General features: G+C 73.3%; 1 protein-coding gene. It reads right to left on the reverse strand.

Annotation, left to right across the window (positions count from 1 at the left end; genetic code table 11):
* Positions 1-255: autotransporter domain-containing protein (locus QMX79_RS20925; protein WP_282248486.1), on the reverse strand; the 255-nt coding region annotated here is incomplete at both ends.

A 255-nucleotide genomic window follows, 5' to 3' on the forward strand; every position in this document is an offset into this window, starting at 1 on the left:
TGCCGGCTGCAGCCCCGCCACCGGCGCCCAGGCATCCACGCCCACGAAGCTGGCATCGAAGGCCAGGCCATCGCTGGACAGCGTCTGCTGCCACTCGGCATAGCCGCGCAGCGACCAGCCACGCAGGCGCGTTTCCGCACGCAGGCCGGCCAGCGCCTGGCTGCGGCTGGACGCGCGGCTGTCCGCACGCAGGCCGAAGCCGAAGCCGCCGTCTTCGCTGAAGCTGTCGCTGTCCAGGCGCGCGTAGTCCGCACC

Origin of the sequence: Stenotrophomonas sp. PS02300, from assembly GCF_029959395.1 — a bacterium.
GTDB classification, from domain to species: domain Bacteria; phylum Pseudomonadota; class Gammaproteobacteria; order Xanthomonadales; family Xanthomonadaceae; genus Stenotrophomonas; species Stenotrophomonas maltophilia_AD.